Genomic DNA, 18096 nt, shown 5'->3' with positions numbered 1-18096 from the left:
CGCGAGCCGGGTAATTCTTTCACAGAATTTGCATTGAGCGGGATTTTTTCCGTCACAAGACATCCCTTGTCTCGTCCCGGAGGCGGCGCATGGCTGCACTTAGCAAGCGGTGCGCGGTGGCAACAGAAATCGCCAGCCGATCAGCGATCTCCTGCAGCGTCATTTTTTCGAAGCGGTACATCTCCATGACCGCGCGTTCGCGATCCGGCAATTGCTCCATGACCTGAGCCACCAGCTTTATCTGCTGCTGCAGCACGAGGTCCGCCTCCGGTGACGGGCGGCTTTGCGGCCAGGCCCACCATGGAATGTCGTCCGGCTCATCCTTCGTCTCAAGCTTGCGCCTGCGCCTTTTATTGAAAGACAGGTTGCGAACGATGCGAAACAGATAGGCCTTCGGAGGCGTTGGCCCTTCGCTGTCTTCCGGCACAAACTTCAGAAACGCATCCTGTACAATATCCTCAGCGTCCTCGCGGGAGCCGGTAATCGGCGTGGCATAGTCGATCAGGGCCTTGCGTGCCTTCAGGTACACTTCATACCGGGCATCTTTTTTTACAGTGACCATGATCGGCTCAAATAGCATGATTGCAAAGAAAGGATGCGACACAACAATTCGCACCACCTGGCGGCGAGCGAGGAGATATCATCGTTTGAATAAATATGAATAGAAATGTCAAGTTATCATCGGTCTATGGATGACATCGTGTTTCGGCGGACAGGGAATCCCGCTCGTCATACGGTTAGGTCGTGGTGAAAAAGGTGTGCGGATCCATATATGCGCTATTCCTGGGCTCAGCATCAGGATGCAGCCTATCATGATATCGCGGCCTCCCTTGGCAAGGCTGTCTCAGCGGCCGCCGCCTCCAGTTCGTCCGCCGGTTGGTTTTGGCTGCTATTGCGGCGAGCGGCGGCCCGTTCATCCACGGGCCGCCATCGACGGGTTTAACCGAGAGCAGGTTTGCGGCTTTCCCTGAAACCTCAGGGACTCAGGCCGCTGCGCGCGTAAGCTTCACACCTGGAAAGTCGACCGGCACGTCGAGGGCGACGTTCAGGTAGTTGGTAAACAGGTTCAGCGCGATGTGTGCGACGATCTCGACGATTTCCTCGTCGTCGAAACCAGCCGATCGCAAGGCACTGACATCGGACGTTTCGATCCCTGCGCGCTTGTCCACCACTGCAATCGCGAAGGTGAGAGCGGCGGCGGTTCGAGGATCGGTCGAGCGGCCAGCCTGGGCGTCGGCCATCTCCTGGCCAGTCGCACCTGCCTTGCGGCCAAGACCCGTATGGGCGGCGAGGCAATAGTTGCAATTGTTGCGATCGGCGATGGCAACGGCAATCTGTTCACCCAGCTTGGCGCCGAGGCGGCCGCTGCCGAGCGCGCCAAATGCACCCCACAGGCTGTTCAAGGCTGCGGGCGAATTGGCCGCCGCCTTGAACATGTTCGGGACCATTCCGAAGGCGGACTTGATCTGGGCAAGCTGTTGCGATGTCTCGCCTGTTGCATTGGTCGGTTCGATAAGTGTAATTCTGGACATGTTCTTTCTCTCTATTAGCCTGGAGGGGGGAATATGCGGGTTCGTCGATGGCTGTCGGCGGACCCGCGCAATTCAAGTCACTTGGAAGGCATCACCTTGCCGGGAAGGCTGAGGTTGCCGGAAGCGACCTTGAATACGTTGCTGACGCACAGAAGCGGTGCGTGCAAATTGCCGTTGACCTTGAGGCCGGCAGTCACCCCGTCATAGGATGCGCCGTTGATGCCGCCGATCAACGACAGCGGGATCGTGACGTCCACGGCATCACCGCGGAACGTCGTCGGGTATTCGGGACTGTCGATCAGCAGAGGCACGCCCGGCCAGGTTTCCGGAACCTTCGGCTTTGTGCCTTCGGGGATGTCGATGACCTTCAGACCGCCGCCACAGGCCTTGTCCTCGGCCAGAACCACCCAGTGGGGATGCCAGATGTCGCGATTCTTGCCGCCCTTGGCTGCATCGTCGAAATCGGGATGGAAGGTGACGGCGAGTGCGACGATGCCCTGATCCTTGCCGAAGCCTATCTCGCCGCTGTTGAGCGATGTCGGCCAGACATAGGCATAGACGTCCGATCCTTCGAATTTGCCGGTTGCCGCTGGCTTGTCAGCGCCAGCTTCCCCGCGGACGCGAGTTGTAAAGACGGCGGAATCGCCCTTGGTGGCGATCGTCGTCTCGATGATGTCGAACGAAGCCTGTACGGCTTGCGAAGGGTCGGCCTTGATCGAGTGCGCGCTGGCTGTTGACAGCCATAGCGAGGCCGTTCCGGCGAGAAGCGCGCCGGCTGCAGATATCCTGGTCATTTCGATGTTCTCCTCTTGTCTCCATAGCCTGGAGGGGTTGCAAACTAGCCCTGTTGAAACGCGTCCCAGGTGGCTGCCCGTGACGCAGGGTCGGCGGTCTCGTGTTCCCGACAGTCTATGCGGATATCCCGCTGTCCGAATGCCGCGTTGACGAAATTGCAGTGATGCGGTTTTGCCGCATCCGAATGGATGAATGGCGCGAAATACCGGCAGCTGGCGCACATGCGTTGAATCGGGATCGCGTCGATCTCTTGAAGATGTCTGATCATCTTGACCAGTGTGACCAGCAGATCTTCTTGTTCGCGGTCGGCCAGGGCATCTACCGATTGTTCGGCGACGCTTTGCGACGACCTGCCAACCTCAAGCACCGAAAGTCCTTCGGGCGTGATGCCGACATTGACGGCGCGCTTGTCGGTTTCGCCACCGCGTTTGGTCACGCAGCCCTTGCGTCCAAGCGCCGCGATGGAGTCGGTGGCTGTGGGTTGCGAGACCCTCAGGTTTGCGGCGATCTCCTTCACGCCCAGTCCGTCCGTTCGCCCTTCCAGCAATTCCAGAATGGCGAGTTGTGTCGGGTTCACGCCGCTTGTCTTGGCGCGGGTCCAGTCATCTGTCCGCATGGCCATGGCGATCCGCGAAAGTCCTTCGCGAATGCGGTGGTTAACAGACGTTGGGTTGCTGGGCGTTTCCATGGATCTAATATGTATAGGACTCCTATCCATGTCAAGAGATGGTCTGAGACTTCATTTGGTTGGCGGTGCGCCGATACCCGTGTCCGATATCGGCCCATGCGGTTGCTCGGCATTGTGCGAATGTGTTGCCCTCTCGGCAGTTGCCGGGCCCGTAAATCCTTCGGCTCCGTAAAAGGCGAGATGCAGGCCCCAGTAGGCGGTCGCAAAGACCACCAAGGCGCTGGCGATCCCTCCAGGGATTGCCGGAAGGTGGACCTTGAGTGAGGGCAGGAACCTTGTGACGCGGCATTGATCACAGGCGACAGCCACCAGGATAGCCATGATCAGGCCATGTCCGATGAGATCGACCCGCCCGAACGGCCACACTGCTGCCGTGAAGATCACGATCAGCGCGATCGCCGACAGACGACGGATCAAGGGAGTCCAGAGGAGGCCGAAGCCCATGGTGAATTCAGCGACACCTGCCATCGGGATGAACACATCCCGTGGCATGCCGAAGGTCAGGAACGGCTTCTCGACGACAAGCGGATAGAACCAGTCGGGATAGGCGAATTTTTCGAGGCTCGACCACATCAGGGCGATGGCGAGACCCCAACGCAAAGCCTCAAAGCGATGCGATCTCCATGTCTCGTTCTTCGACGGCTCGAGGATCAGATAGGCGGCGACCCCCGTACCCAGCGCCAGATAATCGAACAGGTGGAACAGGTCATAGTCACGGATCGCCAGGAACCAAAGTGCCAGAATGCCGATGCCCGCCAACGGCATGGTCTTGCGCGAGAAGATGCAGGCGGCGATCAGGAGCTGCAGCCATGACACCCATTCCGCCGGGGTCTTGAGATCGGGTGTCAGGTATACGCCGCCGACCGAGAAGATCGCCACGAAAAATGCACCGACGGTCACGCGGACATAGTCATCCAGCCTGTTCCACAATGGTCCGGAGATACGGTCCAGCCCGTCGTGAACACGTGCGCCCAACGGACTGATCTCGACCAGGCGCGCCAGAACGAAGAAGACCACGACCAGCGCAATACCGATCCAGAACCACGGATCGGCGAGCACGGTCGAGATCGGTTGCGGCGGAGCGCCGATGATATAGGGGGCGAACCATTTGACATGGGCGATTGCCGGGGAGGCAACCGTCAATGTCGATGCGAAGGCTGCTACCCGGAAGACCGTATCTCTCCGGGTCATGGGCGCTGCCCAATCGCATAGCGCCCCGCGGCATGTTTAAGCGACAGGTGCGGCGCCAGTGTTCCCCTGGCTTCCACGTATTTTTGCCAGAGGGTGACATCCGCAAGCGAGGGGATGGTCACGATTTCCCCCTGATCGAAGCCCGCAAGGGCGGCATCCACCATCTCGGCAGCATCCATCATCATGTCCTGCGGGATCGCATTGATGTCGATGCCGGCGCGGTCGAAGATTTCCGTGCGCGTGAAGCCGGGCAGGACCGCCTGAATGCGGACGCCTTTCGGCTTGAGTTCCACTTCCAGCGCCTCGGTCAATGCGAGCACGAAAGCCTTGCTTGCGACATAGGTCGCATTGAAATGTTCCGGCATCAGCGCGACGACCGAGGCGATGTTGATGATCGCGCCTTCTCCCCGATCGGCGAAAATCCTGGCGGCTACGGTCGTCAGGGTATGTAGGACATCGACGTTGAGGTAAACCATGTCCGACAGCCTTTCGGGCTCAGCGGTCAGAGCCGGGCCCTTCGGTCCGATTCCCGCACAGTTGACGAGCATCCGCAGGGAGTCGTCGCCCTGCAATTTTGCCGTGACCTTAGCTAGGTCGGCGCTACGAGACAGGTCGGCAGGCAGCGCGGCGACAGAGACCCCATGCTCCTGCGCCAGCCGTTTCGATAGGATCGCCAGCCGTTCGACGTCGCGTGCGACGATGACGAGATCGAAGCCTCGACCTGCCAGCTTCTCCGCATAAACCGCTCCGATGCCCGAAGACGCTCCGGTGATCAATGCCGTTCCCTTTGCCATCTTGTTCTCCTATTCCGCCGCCTGTGCGGCCAAAATGCCGATTGCTGCCGCCACACCCGCGCCGTAGCGCGGATCGGCCCGCGTGCAGTTGGCAATGTGGCGTTCCTTGATCTTCAGATCCGCTCCCGAAATCGAGCGGGCGGTGTTGTCGAACAATGCCTGCTGTTGCTTCGGCGACATCAGCCTGAACAGGTCGCCTGGCTGTTCGAAGTGGTCATCATCGACCCGATGGTCGTAATGCGCGGCGTAGTCGCCCGTCGGCATTGGTGGTTCGGCCATGCCCGGTCTCGTTTCCCATTCCGCCTGGGAGTTCGGGAAGTAGTGAAGCGTGGACCCCAGATTTCCGTCGGTCCGCATCGCGCCGTCGCGGTGGAAGGAATGGAACGGGCATTTCGGCGCGTTGACCGGTATGTGGTTGTAATTGACGCCGAGGCGGTAGCGCTGAGCGTCGCCATAGGAAAACAGCCGGGCCTGCAGCATGCGATCCGGTGAAAAGCCGACCCCGGGGACGACATTGGCGGGGCTGAACGCCGCCTGTTCCACTTCCGCAAAGACATTGTCCGGGTTCCGGTTGAGTTCCAGTATGCCGACCTCGATGAGCGGATAGTCTCCATGGGGCCAGACCTTGGTCAGGTCAAACGGGTTGTGTCTGTGATCGCGCGCCTGCTCCTCCGTCATCACCTGCACGCAGAGCGTCCATCGCGGGAAGTCGCCGGCTTCGATGGCCTCATACAGATCGCGCTGGTGGCTTTCCCGGTCATCGCCGATGATTGCCGCAGCATCTTCGTCGGTGAGATTGTGAATGCCCTGCTGGCTGCAAAAATGGAATTTGACCCAGACGCGCTCGTTGGCGGCGTTGATGAAACTGAAGGTGTGCGACCCGAAGCCATGCATCGTGCGGTAGGATTTCGGGGTGCCGCGGTCGCTCATGACGATAGTGACCTGATGCAGCGCTTCCGGAAGAAGCGTCCAGAAATCCCAATTGTTGTTTGCGCTGCGCATGCCCGTGCGCGGGTCGCGTTTGACCGCGTGGTTGAGGTCGGGAAAGCGTAGTGGGTCGCGAAAGAAGAAGACGGGAGTATTGTTGCCGACGATGTCCCAATTACCCTCTTCGGTATAGAGCTTGACCGCGAAACCCCGGATATCCCGCTCTGCGTCGGCAGCACCCCTTTCGCCGGCGACCGTCGAAAAACGGACGAATGCCGACGTCTGCTTGCCAATCTCGCTGAACAGTCTTGCCTTCGTGAAATGGGAGATATCGCCCGTGACGGTAAACGTGCCGCAGGCTCCGGACCCCTTGGCATGCATACGCCGCTCGGGAATGACTTCGCGGTCGAAATGGGCGAGCTTCTCGATAAGCCAGATGTCCTGGAGAAGCGCAGGGCCGCGAGGACCCGCCGTCTGTATGTTCAGGTTGTCGGTGACGGGTGCACCGTTGGCATGGGTAAGGCTTTGCCTCATTGCGGTCCCCTTCATGTTTTGGCGGAAATGGGCGGACGGCAATCACTGCCGTCCGCGAGCGTCAGGCCGCCTTCGCAGCTGATCCGAGATATTCGTCTGTCGACATCATGCGCGCATAGGCGAAGCCAAGGGCCGACATGAACGCCGCATGGGCGAGATTGGCCGGGACGGTGACACCGTTGAATTCGAGATCGCGTGACGCGCATGCGTCATGGATCACGGTGACGGGATAGCCGAAGTCGGCCGAGGCGCGGGTGATGGCATCGACGCACATGTGGCTCATGTTGCCGCAGACGACGACCTCTTCGATACCGTGTGTATCTAGATGTTGCTTGAGATCAGTGTCGCGGTAGGAGTTGATCTGGTGTTTGAGCACCACATGTTCGGTATCCAGATTGATGACGCTTGGGTGAAGTGCTGCACCCTCCGAACCTGGCTGGAAGAAGGGGGCGTCGGCAGTCGGGAATTCGTGCCGGATGTGGACGACGAGATCTCCCGCCGACCGGGCATCGGCGATCAGGCGCGCCGCGTTGCGTGCTGCGGCCTCCACGCCTGCCAATGTCCATTTTCCACCGGGAAAGTAGTCGTTCTGGATATCGACAACGATCAAAGCTCTCTTGCTCATGGCTTTTCCTTTATCCATTGCGCTGCCGCTCGCGCGGCGGGTGCCGCTCGTGGAAGCTGTTGCGAGATTGACGACAGGAAGGACCTTGTCCTTCCTTACCTGTAGCCTGCGGGACCAACACAGCTCCGACAGGGATGCACTTCGCTTTCCGGGGCTCGGCTCAAGAGACCGCCCGGAGATCACCGATAAGCGTAGGCAAGATTTCCGACACGGTCGGATGGATGGGCACCGACCATTGTAGGGTCGGGTAGGGGGTGCGTGCATTCATGGCGTCGATGATGCCGTGAATCGCTTCGTCGCCTTCGATGCCGAGAAAAGCGGCGCCGAGTATCTGCTGCGTTCCGGCGTCCGCGATGATCTTCATCATGCCCTGGGTTTCGCCTTTTTCGACGGCCCGGCCGATACGGGTCATCGGCCGTGTCGAGACCAGGATCGGCCGCCCGGAAGCTCTCGCCTGACGCTCCGTCATGCCGACCCGACCGAGCGGCGGATCGATGTACAGCGCATAGGCAGGAATGCGATCACTGAGTTTGCGATCGGCTCCGTCGAGCAGGTTGGCGGCGACGATCTCAAAATCGTTGTAGGATGTATGCGTAAACGCGCCATGTCCGTTGCAATCGCCCAGCGCCCAGATGCCGGGGACATTGGTGGAAAGACTGTCATCGACGAGGATGAAGCCTTTCTCATCCGTCTCTACGCCCGTCGTCTCAAGGCCAAGGTCATCGGTATTCGGCCGTCTCCCCGTCGCGACGAGTATATGACTGGCGATGACGGTTCCACTGTTCGTCGTCACTTCGATACCGTCTGCGGCTTTGCGGAATGATAATCCGGTTGCTTCCGTCTGGACGTTGATGCCCTCCGCACGGATGATGTCGGCGATCGCATCGGAAATGTCCACGTCTTCACGGGAGGCGAGATGCGTGCCGCGCTCAACGACCGTAACCATTGCGCCGAAACGGCGGTATATTTGCGCAAACTCCAGCCCGATATAGCTGCCACCAATCACCACCAGGTGGCGGGGGACTTCGGTCAACTGGATGATCGACGTGCTTGTCAGGTACGGCACATCCTGAAGGCCATGATAGTCCGGAATGGACGGACGCGCTCCAACGTTGATGAATATCTGTGGTGCAATAAGCCTCTCGCCATTGACCACAACCGTATTCGGGTCTTCGAACCGCCCCTGGCCGTAGATCACGGTCATGCTGTCGAGGCCATCGAACCACGTCTCAAGACCCTGGCGGGCATCCTGTGTCACCTTTTCGGCCCGGCCATGCACCACCTTCATGTCGATCCCGATTTCACCGGGGATCAAGACGCCATAGGCCGAGGCGCTGCGGGTGACCTGGGCGGCCCTGGCGCTGGCAACGAGCGTCTTCGTCGGCATGCAGCCGGCATTGACGCAGGTGCCGCCGAGATACTTCCGCTCGACCAGCGCGACCTTGCGCCCTGCCGAGGCCATCCGGGCTGCTAGAAACGGTCCAGCCTGTCCCGCGCCGATGAAGATGGCGTCGAACTCCTTCATGACACGGCCGAGACGATAAGGAGGGCGCCACCGACAGCGATCACGTCTTCGATGAGGGCGGCCGGGAGGTCGCGGCCGAAGGAGGCGGCAAGTCGGGCACGAACCGTCGCGCCGCCGTAGGTGCCGATGACCGCGCCGATGATCCCGGCGACCAGTCCCAGCACGAGCGACCCGCCCGCTGCTCCGATGGCGGCGCCTGAAAGGCCGCCTGTCACGATGCGTGTTCCGAACTGGACCGGCACCTTCCGGGAGGGTGTACTCGGGAGCTGATCGCTGATCAACTCGCCGATTGCCAGCACGGACAATATCCAGGGTGTCCACCTGTAGCCCATAAAGGCAAGCGGTGTCTGGGAGATGTCGATCCATCCAAGACTTGCGGCCCAGGCGATGGCCGCCGGGGCCGTCATCGCACGCAATCCTGCAACGATACCGATCAAAAGCGCAAAGACTATCATCATGTTTTCCCCTGTGATGACCTGGCGTGGCGCATCTTCTCAGATGCGCCACTGCTTGAACTGGTGAGCGACTAGCTCTTGATGAAGGCGAGAAGATCGGGATTGACGATCTCTGGATGCGTGGTGCACAGCCCGTGAGGCAGCCCGGCATAGGTCTTAAGGGTGCCGTTTTTCAGAAGCTTTACCGACAGCGGCGCTGAATCCGCATAGGGGACGATCTGGTCGTCGTCGCCATGCATCACCAGCGTCGGAACGGTGATGGCCTTCAGGTCGTCGGTGAAGTCGGTTTCCGAAAACGCCTTGATGCAGTCGTAATGCGCCTTCGCACCACCGGCCATGCCCTGTCGCCACCAGTTCTCGATAACGCCCTGGCTGACTTTCGCGCCTGGTCGGTTGTAGCCGTAGAATGGGCCGGCCGGGACGTCGAGAAAGAACTGCGCGCGGTTGGCGACCAGCGCCGCCCTGAAACCATCGAAGACCTCGATCGGCAAGCCACCCGGATTCTTGTCCGACTTTACCATGATCGGCGGGACGGCTCCAATGAGAATGGCTTTGCTGACCCGGCCGGGTTTGGCGCGGGCAACATAGTGTGCCACTTCACCGCCGCCTGTCGAATGGCCGATATGAACCGCGTCCTTGAGGTCGAGGGCATCGGTGAGCGCTGCGACATCGGCGGCATAGGTATCCATCTCATTGCCGGTCCAGGTCTGGGTGGAGCGGCCATGGCCTCGACGATCGTGCGCGATGACGCGGTAGCCCTTGTCGAGGAAGTACATCATCTGTCCGTCCCAATCGTCGGCGCTGAGCGGCCAGCCATGGTGGAAGACGATCGGTTGCGCCTCCTTTGGACCCCAGTCCTTGTAGTAGATTTGCGTGCCGTCCTGTGTTTTCACGAATGACATGATTTCGTTCTCCGATTGGTTGGCAGAAGCTTGGGTTGAGGCCGCCCCCAGTCTCGGGAGCGCCAGGGCAGTGATCGCAATACCGGCGGACAGAATGACATCACGCCGGGTGATCCCAAAGGTGGATGCTGCTGAGCGTTCGTTCATGGTGTCCTCCAACCGCTGCCTTCGATGCCGTGACGTTGCCCGGGCTGCATTCGAATGGCGAGTAAAGCGTCGTAAATTGATGCAAACGCCGATTTTGGCGTGATAGGTGTCAAGCGACGTGGCTGCGTCGTTGCGTCACGATCGCCGCAAGGGCATGCGCTGCCATGATCGGTGCGTTGTCTGAATCGCCGAAAATCAACAGCCCCTCGCCGGCGCCGTGAGGAGCAATCGCTACAGCCTTGCCGGGGATGACGGCAACGGGCTTGCCGTTCTCCAGAAGCGTTGTGAGTATGGCGGTCACGCTGTTGGTGCAGTTCCCCCAGAGAGCGCCCGATAATCCCAGGCAGAGGGCCGCGTCGAAATCTTCCGCGACGATTTGGTCTGCGGCCAGTGTGTCGGCAAGTTCGTCCCTTGCCGCCCTGTCGAGGAGGAAACGACGAAGGCTCTTTTCGTGCGTGTCTGTCTCTCTGTAGTCGGGAAGGCAGGGATAGCCGCCCGTCAACGTGGCAAGGACAACCTCCGCGCCTTGGTCCTTGAAGAAATAGTAAGGCGCTGCAATTCGACCGAGTGTAACAGCGCCAGCCGATACGTCGCCACTTTCATCCGTTGAAAGAATGACCAGATATCGGATCGGCTGGCTGCCTTGCATGGCACTCTCCTCTTCGACGCCACAATGCCGCGCCCAAAGGATGGAAGCGAGTTTAGAGTTGTAAATCCGTGTAAACCGGCGACTTTTGCAATTCTGTCATTGCGCGGGATCCAGCCAGGTCTCGTTCGACAAACCGGGCCAAAGCGATGGCGCCGGCGGCGCTGGCCGTGCGCTCCGCGATGTCGAAGTTGAGTTTCGCGTCCCCCATGTCCGCCATCTGTAGGTGTATGTTCGCCTTCGCCCGGTGCAGTTCAGGAAGGTACCATGCCTCGCCGGAAGCCTTGCTTTTCTGCAGGGCGGCATCAAGGATCACGACGGCCTCTGAATTGCGGCCGAGCCCGGATAACGCCCGTGCCTTGGTCACCACGAACATTGACTCGAACAGGATGAACCCCGCCTTGCGGAGCGACTGAAGCCCGTGTCGAAGCTGTCGCAGGCAGGCCTGATTGTCGCCATTTCTTCGTGCGAGCTCGGCCTCGAAACAATCCGCATAGGTGCGCCAGACGTCGAGCATCGTGGTCTTCGTGTGGTCTCGCAGCATCGCGATATAGTGAGCAGCCAGTTGATCGTCGCCGGACATGAGGGCCAGCGGGCAGGCAGCCTCGGCGAGAGCGTTGGTCATGGACGCATAATGGCCGATGCTCTCAGCATATTTGAGCGTCGCCACCACATCGTCCTTGGCCTCCTGCTCGCTTCCGAGAAACCATTTGCACCGTGAAAGCAGGATTCTGGCGGTCACGCTCTGGTCAAACTGAAATCGGATCGCATGCCCGGCCGATGGCAGGCCGTCGTATTCTGCCAGCATGGTACTCAGGCAATCGGCAGCCTCTGCATGGCGACCCAGCCAGTGAAGGGTCGCACCTTTCATTCGGTGGCCGATCAGAATATCGGCGGGATCGGGTGACATGGTTGCCGTTTCTGCAAACTGCAGCGTCAAGCCGAGTGCGGTCGTCGGCTCCGCCCTGTTGATCGTGTCCACCCAAAGCCCCCAGATGGATCGCAGTTGATGATCGACATCTCCCAGTTTCTCGGCGATGCGAGCGGATGCCGTCCAGGCTTCGACACCTCGCCCCGGGGCATCGGCGGCTATCATCTGCGGCCATCCCAGCGCCGTGTAGAGTTTCATTCTGCTCGCCTCGTCGATGTCGGGGTTGGCATCGAGGTAGCCGATCGATGACGTGACCGCGGCGATACATTCGTCATACAGCGACAGTTTGAAAAACAGTGGTAACGCCGCGACCGTTATCCTCGCGCCGAGGAGCCTTTCGCCGTTCTCGAGCAGTGCCCAGTCCAGACACGCGCGCAGACTGGGTATGAGATAGCCGAAATCACGCACGACCTCGTCGGTGGCATGCGTGTGCATTTCCGACGCGGATGCCTCGAACAAATCGCACAGGTAGTTGCCGAACCTGCCCATGGCACAATCGAATTCACCGGATTCCACAAGCTTTGCGGAAGCATATATGCGTGTCGTGTCGAGCAAACGGTAGGATGGTTCGGTTGCGCCGGTCTCCAGAACCACCAGCGACTTGGCTACCAGTGCCGCCAGAAGGTCGTAGGCGTCGCCGGTCAAAACCGCCTGGGCAGCGTCTATCGAGAACCGGCCCCGGAAGACCGAGAGTTCGATCAGTGCGCGCTGTTCATTGGGATTCAGCAACATGTAGCTCCAGTCCAGGGCCGCGCTGAGCGTCTGGTGTCTGGGCAAGGCTGTCCGTCTTCCGCGGCTGAGCACCTTGAAGCTGTCGTTCAGGGACTTGCCTAGCGACGCTATTCCCATGGATTCAAGCCGGCCGGCGGCCAGTTCGATGGCCAGGGCAATCCCGTCGAGCCGGTTGCAGATGTCAATGACGGTAGGTGCATCATCCTCGGTCAGTTCGTAGCCGCCCAGGCAGGCATCGGCCCGCTCGACGAAAAGCTGAACGGCCGGAAAACTGAGCGCCTCCTCTGCGGTTACATTGGCAGCCGGGGTGTCGAGGGGCAGGAGACGGTGGACGCGCTCGCCGCTTGCCCGGAGTGGTTCGCGACTAGTGGCCAGGAACCGGACCGACCGCGTGCGCTGCAGGACGGTTTCGACGAATTTCGTCGCATCCTCGATCAGATGCTCGCATCCGTCCAGGACAACCATTGTCGGCGTGGCTTCCAGCGTCGAGCATATTGAATCCAGTATGTCGTCGGTCCTCGATTTGACACCGAGCGCGGATGCGACAACCGTCGGCACGAGGTCGCCGGAAACGATTTCGGACAATTCTACAACGACAATCTCAAACAACCCGGACGATCTCGCAGCGACCGCTCTCGCCACGGTGGACTTGCCGATCCCGCCTGGACCCGTCACTGTGACGAGCCGGCCTTTGTCCAGTTGCGACAGGATGATCTCAATGCTGTCATCGCGGCCGATTACGCGCAGCGGATCCGTGTCGCGTGACATGCGGGTGAATGGGGGGTCGGTCGGTGAGAGGTGCGACCGGCGCTCTACCCGGGCGATGAAAGTGTAGCCGCGACCCGGGACATTCGCCACGAAGCGGGGTTCGGCCTTCGTGTCGCCAAGAGTTTTCCTCAAGGTCGACACATGCACACGCAGATTGGCATCATCGACATACGTGTCTGGCCAGACGTGATTTACGATCTCCTGGTTGGTTTTCAGTTCACCGGGATGCGCGACGAGGAAAAGGAGGATGTCCGTGGCCCGGCTTCCCAAAGGAACGACCGCGCCGTTCCGCATCAGGCTTCGCCTGGCGGGCACAATTGAAAACGGCGCAAAATAAAATTCCTCTTCCAACCTCGCCACTCCAGCGACATCACTTAAAATTGTCGTTGGTCACATTGTGCCGCGACACGCCCTTAATAACATTCGAAATTCTTATACTTCAGGTTTCAATGCGCTTAGCTAACACCATTGCAATTACTGGAACAAGGTGACGAACGAACGAAGCAGCTCCGCTGGCATTCCGGATGCCTCGCGTTGCAACTTTCTGCGCGCGGGCCAATTCCCGCTACCTGTTTCAGCCAACAGCATTGACGCAGGCATCGCAAACGTCTTGTCTGGCTGTGCCGAGGTTTTTACCTTGTGTGCTGTTTTCTTGATTTCAGGCCGATGCTGATCATACAACATTGAGGGCAAGACTATGCGCGGGCGGCTGCAATGACATCTCTTTACGACCACGGCGTTCAGAAATTTCCCGATGCAGGTTTGCTCGCGACGTCCCAGCAACGAGGTTGGAGTGGATTGGCCGCGGAGTTGCGGACGCATCCCGCATGTGAAATCCCGGATATCTGCTCGAAGCAGACGGAAATAACCTTTGCTGTTCGTGGGACGGGCGGCGGAACGGTCGAGCGACGAGGCAACGGACGATTTCAATCGACGCCGAGCCGATCCGGAACGCTCTGGCTATGTCCCAAGGGCGTCAACGAGGACCAGATCCGGCTGACCGAGGCGATTCCGGAAGTCTTGCATGTATACATTCCCGACAATCAGATCGAGGCGCTGTCCGCGCTGGCATCGCGTCCTGTCGTTTTCGATGAAAACCTCTATAGAGCCGGGCTCGACGACGAGTTCGTCCGACAGATTTGCCTACGCATACTCGGCGAGTTGAGGGAAGAGACCGCTGGCGGTTCGCTCTTGATGGAATATCTCGCGAGTGTCCTGGTAACGCATATCTGCGGTAGTTATACAGATCACCGCATAGAGAGCCAGGGTAGCGGAATAGTCGGTGCATTGGATCAACGGCGGCTCAAGCGTGTCCAGGACTACATAGAGGACAATCTCGAAACCGATCTGACCGTCACCGAGATTGCGTCGGTCGCGTGTCTGAGCCGGTATCACTTCGCGAGGGCGTTCAGGGCGGCGGTTGGTGAAAGCCCGAACAGTTATATCGGGAGCCGCAGGATCAATCGCGCATTGGCTCTGCTGGCTTCATCAGAAATGTCGCTCGTCGAGATCGCCTTCGCCTGCCGTTTCTCTTCACAGGCGGCGTTCGCCAGGGCGTTCAGGCGAAAATTTGGCCAAACGCCGGGCGAGTACCGGCGGGGTTGCTGAAGTCCGCCGGTACAGATAGCGGGTCATCAGTGGGCCGCCAAAGGTGAGGTTGGCCGGATTTGTCATATGCGACCTTCGCTGACCTCTGGCATTGTATCGTAGCAACAAGCCAAAGTCGCAAAGGCGTCCCTAGAGCAACTGGGGTCCACTACGCGAACAGCCATCGCATATGCTATATATTCTGGGTCCGGAATGCAGGCGAGCCGTAGGAGTGGCGGATGCTCGAAAATCGGGGCAACAATCCACGACAACTGACAAAACCTTCGCTTGGCAAGGGGCGCCCCTTCGAACATGGCGGCGAGCGGAGAATCGTGACCGCCCTTTGTTATGATCTCATCGGTTCGACGAGACTTCTCCAGTTGCTCGACATCGAACACTATCAGGAACTGATCGCTGCATTTCAGCATGCGGCGAAACAGTCTGTCATCGCGCATTCGGGCGTGATGCTGCTTGAGGCCGGCGACGGTGGAGTGGCACTGTTTCCAAATGACCTGGGTGCGAAGGATGCGGCATCGCTCGCCATTCGTGCCGGTCTCGGAATCGTCGAAGGCTGCGCCCGCGTGGGCCGGGACGCCTTGCGTGACGATCTGCACGTTCGTGTGGGTATCGCGACGTCTGTCGCGCTGATTCAGGAGACGCAGGGCGAACCGGTTGCTGCTGCGGCACTGGCCATAGCCACCCGTCTGCAAGAGATCGCTGCACCCGACACGGTCCTTGTTTCGGAGGACACGCGCAATCTGGCAGGCAGGTCACACGCTTTCGTGTTCGAAGGCACAAAGGAGCTAAAGGGTTTCGCTGACCCGGAAAAGGTTTGGCGTGCACTCGGACACAAGATCGATGTCAACCGGTTCTACGCGTTCGGTAGTCTCGATGGTCCCTTCATTGGCCGTGAAAGCGAGTTGAGCAGCATCGCCGCTTGCTGGGAACGAGTTCACACCAAGGGCGGCGAAATACTGCTGCTCGAGGGCGACGCAGGCATCGGAAAGTCGCGCCTTTTGCGAGAGGTTCGAAAGATCACTCGCGACCAGCGATCGGGACTGTTTTTCTTTCAATGCCTGCCCGGGGGACATCGCGCGACACTCCACCCCTTGTTGAACACATTCACTGGCGCTGCCTCTGGACATGACGACGAACCCGGTCTGTCGACTTCGGCTGTGGCGGCCGCCTTCGAACGAAACGGCATTCGTGACGCAGAAACGATAGAAACATTCTCTCATTTGCTCGGCGCCCTGGGACAAAATCAGACCCTCGCCGATATCGACCCCAAAGCCATCCGGGACAAGGCGCATCGCGCCGTGTTTCGCGTGCTTGCCGCATTATGCGCGAACGGGCCAATCGTGGTGGCCGTCGAAGACATCCACTGGATCGATCCGACCTCGAAGGACCTGCTGGTGGAAGCGGCTCGGGTTGTGGGCCAATTTCCGATCCTCCTCGTCGTGACCTCACGTCTCGGGGCCGGGATAGACTGGCTGGACGAGGCCACCCTCACGCGTCTGATCCTGCGTCCGCTTGATCGATACGAAACCCGAATGGCAATAGAGGCGCGATGGCCGGAGCAGCGCCAAGCCATGCTTCCCGGGCTCTATGACGTCATCGAGCGGATATCCGGCGGCGTTCCGCTCTTTATCGAGCAAATCGGCCAATGGATCTCGGAGAATGTCGACCCGGACACGATGAGCCTGTCGCAGGACGTTACCCCCAGCCACCTGTCTGCATTCGAGGAAATTCTGAATGCGCGCCTGAACGAGCTGGGCACGTCTAGAGACGTGGCCCGGGCGGGAGCTGTTGCGGGCAACCGGTTCACGCTGCAACTACTTCGCGCCCTGTTGCCAGGGCTGAGCAAGGCCTCCCTGGCCAAGGCCGCCGATACCCTGAGCGATGCGGGGTTCCTGATGCGGGTCAGGACACGTGGGCATGTCGCCTACGGTTTCCGACACGCTCTGATCCAGGAGACCATATATAAAACGCTCTTGCGCAAGCAACAGCAGGCATTGCATCGGCGCCTGTTCGCGGCAGTCAGTCAAGACCGCCCGATGGCCTCGTGGATGGATACCGGAACGCTGGCAGAGCATGCGGAACGTGGGGGGCTGCTTGAAAATGCAATCGATCTTTATACCGCGGCAGGCAGGGAGAGTTCCAGCCGATCGGCGATGATAGAGGCGCGCAACTATCTGGAGCACGCCCTGGCGTTGTGCGATCGCATGGGGGAGAAACAAGCAATCGAGCCTTATCAACTGGCTGCGTTGACTTTACTCGGTCCCATCCTCACCGGCCTTGTCGGACAGAACTCGCTGCCGGCACGTACGCTCTATGAAAATGGCGTAAACATAGCCCGTCGGCAGCCGTTGGAGGACCAATCCAGATGGTTTCCCATCTATTGGGGATGGTGGCTGACAGGATCTGATTTTCGCGTCATGCATGATCGTGCACTGCAGGTGCAGGCAATGTTGGCCGGGGTGGACGATCCGGAGATCAAGCTGCAGGTCAACCATTGCATCTGGGCCATCGATTTCAACCTCGGCAACCATCAGGAGACCCAGTCAGCGATCAAGGCGGGGCTGGCGCTTTACGAAGAGCAATCTGCAAGGACCAGCCGCACGTTGTTTGGTGGCCATGACGCAAAAGTGTGCGGCCTCGGCCAACTTACTCTTTCGCTTTGGCTGACGGGGCAATCGAAAGCCTCGGACACATCTCTTTCGAAGATGGTCGCTTTCGCAGACCGGATATCACACGCGCCAAGCAAGGCGCACTCGCTGGATACGGAAGCGGTGTCGGCGTTTTATCGAGATGACTATGGGCGTCTTGCCGAAATTGCCGGGAGAATGGCCGATTTCGCGAAGTTTCACGATATGCAGTCGTTGTCCGGTCTGGCGCTGCTCTTTGCCGGATGGGCTCATGCCCATAGCGAAGACCTCGACAGTGGGCATGCGATGTTCAGCGAAGGGCTGTCGCACCTGAGAAGCCTAGGTGCCGTCGCAGATCTTCCCATCTATCTCTACATGCAGGCCACCCTGTTCGGTCTTGCGGGCAAATTCGAGCGGGCGGTCGAGGTCACGAACGACGCAATCGAAAAGGCCAGGGAGACCGGGCATGCCTATTGGCTGGCCGAGCTTTACCGCCGCCGCGCCGTTCTTCATGCGCGGCTCAATACCACCAAGGAGCCCGTTGCGGCTGACCTTCGCTCCGCCATGGAAATTGCCGAGCGCCAAGGCGCCAAGGCGCTTCTAAGGCGGGCGAGACGTTCCATTCAGGAGCTAGGCTTTGCAGGTCAATCTTGATCTCACGCACCCGGAAGC

The 18096-nt window shown here is 59.7% G+C and carries 15 protein-coding genes; 2 read left to right on the top strand and 13 right to left on the bottom strand.

Annotation, left to right across the window (positions count from 1 at the left end):
- Nucleotides 1–52: 52 nt before the first annotated feature.
- The 13 genes from IM739_RS21580 to IM739_RS21520 form a co-directional block, all read right to left on the bottom strand.
- Nucleotides 53–562 (bottom strand): RNA polymerase sigma factor, encoded by a 510-nt coding sequence (locus IM739_RS21580; protein WP_237371287.1) that lies wholly within the window; start codon nt 560–562, stop codon nt 53–55.
- Between the two features lie 421 nt (nt 563–983).
- On the bottom strand, nt 984–1532 hold the full coding sequence (locus IM739_RS21575; protein WP_237371286.1) for a carboxymuconolactone decarboxylase family protein: 549 nt from the start codon (nt 1530–1532) through the stop codon (nt 984–986).
- Nucleotides 1533–1609: 77 nt separating this feature from the next.
- Nucleotides 1610–2326, bottom strand: a complete 717-nt coding sequence (locus IM739_RS21570) for a hypothetical protein (protein ID WP_237371285.1) — start codon at nt 2324–2326, stop codon at nt 1610–1612.
- 44 nt (nt 2327–2370) lie between these two features.
- Nucleotides 2371–2949, bottom strand: coding sequence for a MarR family winged helix-turn-helix transcriptional regulator (locus IM739_RS21565; protein WP_237371284.1), 579 nt, complete (start codon nt 2947–2949; stop codon nt 2371–2373).
- 117 nt (nt 2950–3066) lie between these two features.
- Entirely contained in the window at nt 3067–4206 is a 1140-nt protein-coding gene (locus IM739_RS21560; protein WP_237371283.1) for a hypothetical protein, read from the bottom strand.
- Nucleotides 4203–5000, bottom strand: a complete 798-nt coding sequence (locus IM739_RS21555; protein ID WP_237371282.1) for an SDR family NAD(P)-dependent oxidoreductase — start codon at nt 4998–5000, stop codon at nt 4203–4205. Before IM739_RS21555 ends, IM739_RS21560 begins: the two co-directional genes overlap by 4 nt.
- 9 nt (nt 5001–5009) lie before the next feature.
- On the bottom strand, nt 5010–6461 hold the full coding sequence (locus IM739_RS21550) for a catalase (protein WP_237371281.1): 1452 nt from the start codon (nt 6459–6461) through the stop codon (nt 5010–5012).
- A 61-nt stretch (nt 6462–6522) separates the two neighbouring features.
- Complete coding sequence (locus tag IM739_RS21545) at nt 6523–7086, bottom strand: cysteine hydrolase family protein (RefSeq protein ID WP_237371280.1); 564 nt, start codon at nt 7084–7086, stop codon at nt 6523–6525.
- 160 nt (nt 7087–7246) lie between these two features.
- A complete protein-coding gene (locus IM739_RS21540; protein ID WP_237371279.1) occupies nt 7247–8611 on the bottom strand; it encodes an FAD-containing oxidoreductase in 1365 nt (454 codons plus the stop codon).
- Nucleotides 8608–9069, bottom strand: a complete 462-nt coding sequence (locus tag IM739_RS21535; RefSeq protein WP_237371278.1) for a DUF4126 family protein — start codon at nt 9067–9069, stop codon at nt 8608–8610. The genes IM739_RS21540 and IM739_RS21535 overlap by 4 nt, the downstream gene beginning before the upstream one ends.
- A 68-nt stretch (nt 9070–9137) precedes the next feature.
- Complete coding sequence (locus IM739_RS21530) at nt 9138–9968, bottom strand: alpha/beta fold hydrolase (protein WP_237371277.1); 831 nt, start codon at nt 9966–9968, stop codon at nt 9138–9140.
- Nucleotides 9969–10224: 256 nt separating this feature from the next.
- Complete coding sequence (locus IM739_RS21525) at nt 10225–10764, bottom strand: transporter (RefSeq protein WP_237371276.1); 540 nt, start codon at nt 10762–10764, stop codon at nt 10225–10227.
- Nucleotides 10765–10816: 52 nt separating this feature from the next.
- Complete coding sequence (locus tag IM739_RS21520) at nt 10817–13486, bottom strand: ATP-binding protein (RefSeq protein ID WP_237371275.1); 2670 nt, start codon at nt 13484–13486, stop codon at nt 10817–10819.
- A gap of 420 nt (nt 13487–13906) precedes the next feature.
- Here IM739_RS21520 and IM739_RS21515 point away from each other — a divergent pair, with 420 nt between their 5' ends.
- Nucleotides 13907–14800 carry a helix-turn-helix domain-containing protein gene (locus IM739_RS21515; protein ID WP_237371274.1) on the top strand — a complete coding sequence of 298 codons (894 nt, stop codon included), beginning with the start codon at nt 13907–13909 and terminating at the stop codon, nt 14798–14800.
- A 218-nt stretch (nt 14801–15018) separates the two neighbouring features.
- Nucleotides 15019–18078 carry an ATP-binding protein gene (locus tag IM739_RS21510; protein ID WP_237371273.1) on the top strand — a complete coding sequence of 1020 codons (3060 nt, stop codon included), beginning with the start codon at nt 15019–15021 and terminating at the stop codon, nt 18076–18078.
- Nucleotides 18079–18096: the final 18 nt, after the last annotated feature.

Source organism: Rhizobium sp. SL42 (assembly GCF_021729845.1).
In the GTDB taxonomy this organism is placed as follows: domain Bacteria; phylum Pseudomonadota; class Alphaproteobacteria; order Rhizobiales; family Rhizobiaceae; genus Allorhizobium.
Note: the sequence above shows the minus strand (reverse complement) of the source record. Positions and strands in the feature narration are given on the sequence as shown.